3 protein-coding genes are annotated in these 7,290 nt (G+C 71.9%); 1 reads left to right on the top strand and 2 read right to left on the bottom strand.

All coding sequences use genetic code 11. The features are described 5' to 3' along the window. Positions 1-279, top strand: a 279-nt coding sequence (locus ABZT06_RS42585; protein WP_355753416.1) for a transposase family protein, incomplete at its 5' end; no start/stop codon positions are given. Between the two features lie 7 nt (positions 280-286). On the opposite strand, the gene ABZT06_RS42580 is transcribed toward ABZT06_RS42585, so the two are convergent. Both ABZT06_RS42580 and ABZT06_RS42575 read right to left on the bottom strand, forming a co-directional pair. Further along, positions 287-5,992 (bottom strand): hypothetical protein, encoded by a 5,706-nt coding sequence (locus ABZT06_RS42580; RefSeq protein ID WP_355753414.1) that lies wholly within the window; start codon positions 5,990-5,992, stop codon positions 287-289. A 773-nt stretch (positions 5,993-6,765) separates the two neighbouring features. After that, positions 6,766-7,236 (bottom strand): hypothetical protein, encoded by a 471-nt coding sequence (locus ABZT06_RS42575; RefSeq protein WP_355753412.1) that lies wholly within the window; start codon positions 7,234-7,236, stop codon positions 6,766-6,768. Between the last annotated feature and the right edge of the window lie 54 nt (positions 7,237-7,290).

Raw genomic sequence — 7,290 nt, 5'->3', positions numbered from 1 at the left:
GTCCAAGCGTGCCTGACCCGGCAGATCCTCGTGCTCGCCGACCGGGCCTACCGGGGTGCCGGCGCCACCGTCCGCACCCCCTACTACCACCACCATGAACAGCCCGAGCACTACCAGCAGTTCAACCGCGACCATGCCCGGCTGCGGGCTCCGGGCGAGCGCGCCTTCGCACAGCTGAAATCCTGGCGACTGTTACGGCGAGCCCGATGTTCAACCCGGCGTATCGGCACCGTCGTACAAGCCATCCACACACTCTTGACCTGCGACTATTCAGGATGAAAGAGGTTCACTGGGGGCAGATCTCCAAAACGTTGTGACGTCCGGCCGGCAGCACGACACGTACCCGGTGCCGCAGCAAGTCCGCTATGACCTGGGACATTTCCATCCACAGGGCCAGGTCGTCGGACCTACCGTCAAGACCCGGGCCGCTGGACGGGAAGCGCAGGATCAGCTCGGCGTTGGCCATGGAGACGCGCCGAGGCGCCCTGGAGGCGACGTGCCGGCGGATCGAGGCCGCCGCGCGACGCGCTGCCTGGTGCACAGCGGTCCGGACGTCCTGCCGGGATCCCAGTGAGGACAGTTCGGCCAGCCGGTCGGGCGTGAGCCTGGTCAAGGTCTCCAGGTCGAACGACAAGGGGTGACGCACCACACGGGTCGGTAGTTCCGACAGCAGCTGACGCGACTGTTCGAAACTTTGTGCCGACCAGGGCCGTTCCCGGGCGACGGCCGCGGCGTCGACGGCCTGGGCAGCTGGTGCGGTGGCGGCCGACGGCGCGGACTCCGCCCCGGGCGGTGTGCCGTCGGCTGTCCCGGTGATCGGCTTGTGGACCTGCCTGACGTCCACGGTCTCCAGCGAGCGCAGCCACTCCCGCACCTCCGGTGAAACCTGTCCTTCCGCGGACACCGGCAGCATCCCGTAAAGCCCTTCGGGAACGTCCACGCGCAGGGGCGTGGAGCCGGAGCTGGGGGTGAGCAGGACGGTGACATCGAAGACGTAGTGGCGCCAGGTGCGGGTGGCCTCGCGGTTGGTCTCCTCCGTCTCGAAGGCGCTGCCGCCGTGCCCCGTCTCCCGGGCGATGTCCAGCACCCCCGCGCCGCGGCCCAGGAGGACGCTGTCGTCCGCCCCCGGCCCCCTGCCCTCGGGCCCCGCGGCGAGATAGTGGCCCGAGACCCGTTCGATGCCGGACTCGCGCTCCTGGTCGACCTGTTCGTAACGACGCTGCTTCATCCGGGGCTCCGTGACGTCGCGCAGCGGCCGGGCGGCCGTGATCCGCAGACCGACGGTGACGTGCCCGTGCCCGAACGGCACCCGGTAGGTGTTCTTCAGCAGGTCGGCCACGAAGGGCCGGAGCTGGTCCTCCCGGGTGGCGCTCTCGTAGGTGAGCCCCTCCGTCGTGGTGGCGTCCAGCCCCGGTACCGCCCACACCTCGTCGCGCGTGAGGTCGGGCCGGGCCGCTCGGCCGGCGGCGGCCACCTTCGCCCAGCGCTGGACCGCGCCCGCTGCCGGAACGTCCCACGGATGGAACACGTCCAGGACCGCGTCCGCGGGGGGCCGCGGCTCGACGGCCTCCCAGCGCGGGGCGACGCCGTACGTCCGGGCGAACGGCGAGGTGTACGGGCCGGGCCGTGACAGGTCCCGAGGGGTGGTGAAGTGCTGCGGTACGACGTACCGCAGGCTGCCGCCGACCAGGTCGGTGGCAGCGGAGCCGTCCTCCCGCCACAGGAGAGCGGGCCGGCGCGCCACCGGACGATGGACGGGACGCTCCGGCTCCCGGCGGCCGCGCAGGAAGTGGCGCGCGGTCCGCCACAGGGACGTCACACCCCGGGGCAGATCACCCAGCACCGCCTCCACAGCCTGGGGCAGTTCGCGGGTCAGCATCAGCTCGATCCGGAATCCGACACCGTGCTCGAACTCGTACCCGGTGTCGTCCTTCGTGGTCGAGGCCCGGTAGATGCCGACCTTCTTGTCAGTGGTCTTGCCCGACCGGACGACTCCGGCGAAGTACCCGGCCGACAGGTCCGCGCCGCCGTGCCGCGCGGCGCTCAGCCGCGCGCCGTCCTCCTCGTCCTGCTGCGGATGCGTACCGCCGCGGGCGGCTACGCCGGCTCCGGCGCCCCAGCCGGTGCCGCGGGACAGGTTGCGGTGCCGCTCCTCGACGGACTCACCGCGCAGGGTGAGCCGGAGGTCGGGGCGCGGACGCTGGGAGCGCGCCGGGTCGACCCTCTCGATGAGTACCCGGACGGACAGGTAATGGGTCGAACCGAGCATGCCCGACACGGGGAGCCAGGCGTGTACGCCCTGGTCCAGCAGGGCGGGCAGCCCGGCCTGGAGCTCGTCGCGGTGAAAGCGGGCGAGAAGGGCCCGCTCCAGGTCGCGCTGCTCCTCGGTGCCCGGCCGTCCGGCTGCCGCCAGCACGCCACGGGCGCGCAGCCGCCGGACGATCTCCGGTGCGACACCGTCCGCGTCGAGTACCTCCGGCCAGCCGAGGGTCCGCGGCAGCCGGCCTTCCGCGTAGTCACGGAAGTGACCGCCCGGGGGAGTGCTGGTGGACGCCTCGGGCGTTCGTGGAGCGGCTGAACCGGTCCGGTCCGGCGCGAAGAGGTCCTCGACCCGTCGTTCGGGCACCTCCAGGTCCAGGCCACCGTCGAGGCGTACGTACCGGGTGAGGGACTTGACGGTCTTGCCCTTGACCGCTTCGAAGGTGAGGGAGAAGACCGGATCGGTCCGGTAGGTCGAGAACGAGCCGCTGTACGTGCCTCGGGAAATCTCGATCGAGCCGGTGTTCTTCTCCAGGCCCCGGGACCAGCGGGTCTGCGCACCGCCGTGGCCGGTGGCGACCACCCTGCCGTTCGCGGTACCGCCGGAGCCGGTATTGCCGGCGGCGACAGCGCGGACGGCGTGCTCCTCATGGGCTTCCGATCCGCCGTGCGCCGCCGCGCTGCCCACGGCCGGGGAACCGTGCGTTCCCACCTCGGCCTGGACGCCGAGGCTGAGGTCCGCGCTCAGGGACAGTTTCTGCGAGGTCGCCAGACCGCGCCGGGTCAGGGTGCGCAGATAGTGCTCGATCTCGACGCCCTCGCCCGGGGTGGCGATCAGTTCGGGCCGCAGGGCACGCAGCCGGACGGTGAGGGCGACCGACCAGCCGTCCCACCCGGGCAGCCGCACCGTGTGTCCGGCCGCCGAGGTGAGGTGTCCGAAGCGGGCGGCCAGTTCACTCGGTCTGAACGTGTCGAGGATCTCCTTGGGCCACGCGGCGAAATGCCGTGACCAGGGCTTGCCGAGCACGCCGTGGTAGAGATTGGCGGCGAAGAACTGAAGGTGCGGGGTGCCGGCGAAGGTGGGGTAGAGACCGGTGGTGCCGCGTGTGAAGTCAAGGCCGGTATCTTCCGCCGGCCACTGCCGGAGGTAGGCGGGCGTCGTCGTGCTCCGGTCCGCGACTACCACCGGCCGCAGCCCGGTGTCCGCTTCGGGGGTCAGGAGCTCGGCCACCAGATCGCCCGGCAGGTGCAGCCAGACCAGTTCCTCCACCCGTGCCTTGCCGTCGACGGAGCGCAGGGACAGCTCGTAGGCGATGTCGTGGACACTGGCCCGGCTGGTGTTCTCGTTGCCCTTGCGCCGGTAGGCGGAGGTGCCCGAGGTGAAGCCGGTCTGTGTGCCGCCTTCGACCGAGACTCCGGTGCGCAGCGCGCCGAGCCGGGCCTTCAGCCAGGCCAGGATGCTCAGCCGGGCGGCGCCGCCCGCCGACAGCGACACCTTCCAGTGCCGGCCCCGGCTTCCCACGGTGACGGTGGTGGCGGCGGCGCGGACGTCGATACTGGCTGGGCTCGGCCGGTCCGGCGCGCTCGCGCCCAGCAGATGGCCGCGGACCGCGAGCCGGAACACACGATCGCCCAGGGGGACGTCCTCCACGATGCCGGCGGCCAGGTCCTGTGCGGTGCCCTCCAGAGCGGGTCGCCCAAAACGCATCGTCAGAGCTCGCTCCACCCGGAGCCAGTCCGCGCCGGAGCGGGCCGGACCGTACGCCTCGGCGAGCCGGTCGCGGAAGAAGTCCGCGACGAGTTCGGCTCCGGGCAGCGCGGAAGCCGAGGAGAAACCCATCTCGCCGCCTTGCCGGAGCATGTCCGGCGCGTCGTAGCCGGGCAGTCGCAGCGGGCCGGGCGGGACGACGTCGTAGGCGTCCGAGGTGTCTCCGGGTACCGCCTCGGCCGAGGGCTGGGCGGGCAGTGGCCGGGCGGAACCGTCCGCAGTGCCCTTGCCCTTGCCGCTGTCCTCATCGGTGAGGTACGGGTCGGTGAGGTACGGCGACACGACCCGTCCGGACAGCCGCCACTCGAACTCGGCCGCGCCCTGGCCGTCCAGCCAGGGTACGGCGAGGTCGGAGCGGACCGGCGCGGTCAACGGAGGCGGCATGCCGCCCTTGTCCGGGACGAACTGCACTTCCGCGTCGAGCAGGGCGTTGTACCGGGCCCGTGACTCGGTCGAGTTGAAAATGGTGTGGCTGAGGGTCTGCGCGGTGGCACTGTACTGCCAGCGTCTGCCCAGAGCGCCCGAGAGGACGGCGAGCGGTGCGAGGCCGGCGACCCGGGGGTGATTCGCGCCCGCTCCCGCGCCGGACGTCAGGCCCACGGCGCTCAGGCTCACGGCCGTGGCCACGGACGAGGAGCCGCCCTCGGTCAGGGAACGCGCGTACCCGGCGCCCAGGTCGTCCCGGACCTTGACCGCGTCGGTCACCGCGACGAGCTGCGCCCGTCTCGGCCGCAGCCGGATACGCAGATGCCCGGTGAACCCGTTGCCGAACGGGGCCGGGACCCGCAGGGTCCCGGTGTGGTCTCCGCTGGTCATGAGGAGGGCTGCGCGCAGCCGGACGGTGCGCTCGCTGAGGTGCTCCAGGGCCCGTTCCGTGAAACGGGCGACGCTTCGGGGGCCCAGGCCGGCGTCGGCGAGAAGGTACCGCTGGAGCGCGGACACCACCTCGCTGGTGTCCGCGGCGTTCAGCACCTCACCACCGCGTCGCAGCCTGGCCCGGACGGCCGGTGCCGTGACGGGGGCGGAGGCGCTCTCGGACTCCCGCTCCGGAGCCGGAACCGCACCGGGTTCGTCGAGGTGCGGTTCGCCGCCGCCGGTGAACTCGGCGGGGAAATTGACGATCAGACGGCGCGGCTCGGGCCCCGCGCCCTCGGCCGCGGTGCCGGCCTGCGGCGGTGTGCGCTCGACACCGTCGACGAAGATCCGCAGTCTGACGTCGCCCACGAAGGCGACGGTGTCGCCGACGAAGAGCTTGTGGCCGGCGATGAGGTTGTGCCGGTGATCGGTGCGCTCCACCCGCCCCGCTTCCGCGCTGAACTGGGGGAGACCCAGCACCATGGCGGAGGCGACGGCCGAGCCTACGTCGAGCAGGGCGAAGAGAAACGTTTCCGCCGAGTGGGAGACATTCTGGGCGGAGAAGTGGTGCGCCATGGTGGAACTCCAGCGCACGGAGTACGTGCGTACCCCGTCCGGCGCGGGCTCTGCGGTGACGGTCAGCTGCCGGATGCCGGAGAGCGCCGGGCGCAGCCACACCACATGGCCGCCGGCCTCGAACACGCGTCCCTTGTCGAGGTGTTCGTTCCACTGGTGCGCGTCCTCGTCCGCGAGCAGGTCCGTCACCTGCCGTGTGACGGTGGCGAGCCCCTCGTCGCCCAGGTACGGCCGCAGTGCGCCGACGAGCTCGGCCGTCATCCGTTCGGCGTCCTGCGGTGGCTGGCCCAGGACTCCGTGGATCTCCGCCTCGCCGAGCATGCCGTGCGCGGTGTACCAGGGGGGACGCCGGCTGGGTGCCGGCCCCGTCCGCACCTCCGGTGACGGCGGGGTGGCTTCCGTGCGGGACGGCTCGGAGCCGTCCGGCGCGGTGGACGGGGCCGGGAACGCCGGGGGCCACGCGGCCGGTTCGGGGCGCGTGCCCGCGGCCTCCCGCGCGGGCTCCGGGGCGGCGGGCAGGGACTGGGCGGGCACGGGCTTCAGGGGTTTCGCGCCGGCGACGGCCGTGGGCGCCCCGGCCGGTGCCCCACTCGTCGAGGCTTCCGCCCGGTCTGTCACGGCGGGGGCCGCAGCCGAGGGGGGAGCGTCGAGAAACGCCCTCGGCACGGAGGAGAGACGGCTGTGCGGAGCGCGAACGGACGCGGGTGCGTGTGCCGGGGAGCCGTGCTCACGGTTCCGGTCGAGCCGCGAGACCCGTCGGAAGGTGGAAGGGTGTGCCGAGGTGTCCGGCGCCCCGCTTCGGACGGGTATCGAGGCCGGCTCGGGGGTCGGTTCCGCGACGGCCGGCCCCGAGCCTAGGACGACCGGCGACACGGGCCGCCCCCGGACCCCGTCGGCAATCGTCGCGTAGTGCGCCGTCCTCGTGGTGAGCAAGGTTCCGATGTCCTCATGGACGGCGGCCAGTACCGCCAGTCGCTGCGGAACACTCAACTCGGGCCAGCGAAGCTGGGCCTCCATCTCGGAGGTCAGAGGCACACATGGCAGCCCCGAGGTCACCGGTGCGAAAGCGGGATCCGTCACGGCAAGACACCCTCTCCTCCCGCACACCATCTCCTTCACCCGCACGTGAGCGGGACGAGGTGTGTCCGTTCACGCGTCCGCAGGTGAACATCTCACAGGGAGTGGGCGATTCCAAGGGGCGGAGTGAACATGTAACTCACTGGACCTGAGTTGTTTGCCTCCGGGGCGGAACACCGCATCGGCCTCATGCCGCTCGGACCGACGTACCCGCCGGCCCGAGCGGCATCTCAGCCGCACGGTTCGTTGCTGCTGCAGGCGCAGGGCGCCTTCGAATTGGGGTTGTCTATCGTGAAACCCCAGCTCTCCAATGTCTCCTGGTACCCGATGCGGGCCCCTTCCAACTGGTGGTCGTCGTGCGCGGCGGTGACCACGCTGACCGGCCCGAACCATCCCACCGCTATGTCGTCGGCCTCCAGCGCGGCGCACTGCTCGGCCGTCTCCGGGTCGTCCGCCGCGGGAGCCGGCTTGCCCTCCCGCTCGGCGCGGACCAAGGCCAGTGCCTTGGAATACCGGTCGGTGAAGAAGAGCTTGTAGCGCAGGCCGGCGCATCCGCCGGGCTCCACGGCCACTTGGAGGGCAATCCCCGGTTCCTCGCGCGCCAGCAGTTCGGTGATCTTGGCCACGGCTTCGTCGGTCAGCGTGACCGCGCTCTTCGGCCGTTCCGGGGCGAGTCGGGCAACCTCTGCCGTACTTTCCACGCTACTCACACCTTTCTGAGTCAGGGGCCGCGGGTCCGAAGACCGATCCAACGG

The organism is Streptomyces sp. NPDC005483 (assembly GCF_040606035.1).
Lineage (GTDB): Bacteria > Actinomycetota > Actinomycetes > Streptomycetales > Streptomycetaceae > Streptomyces.
Note: the sequence above shows the minus strand (reverse complement) of the source record. Positions and strands in the feature narration are given on the sequence as shown.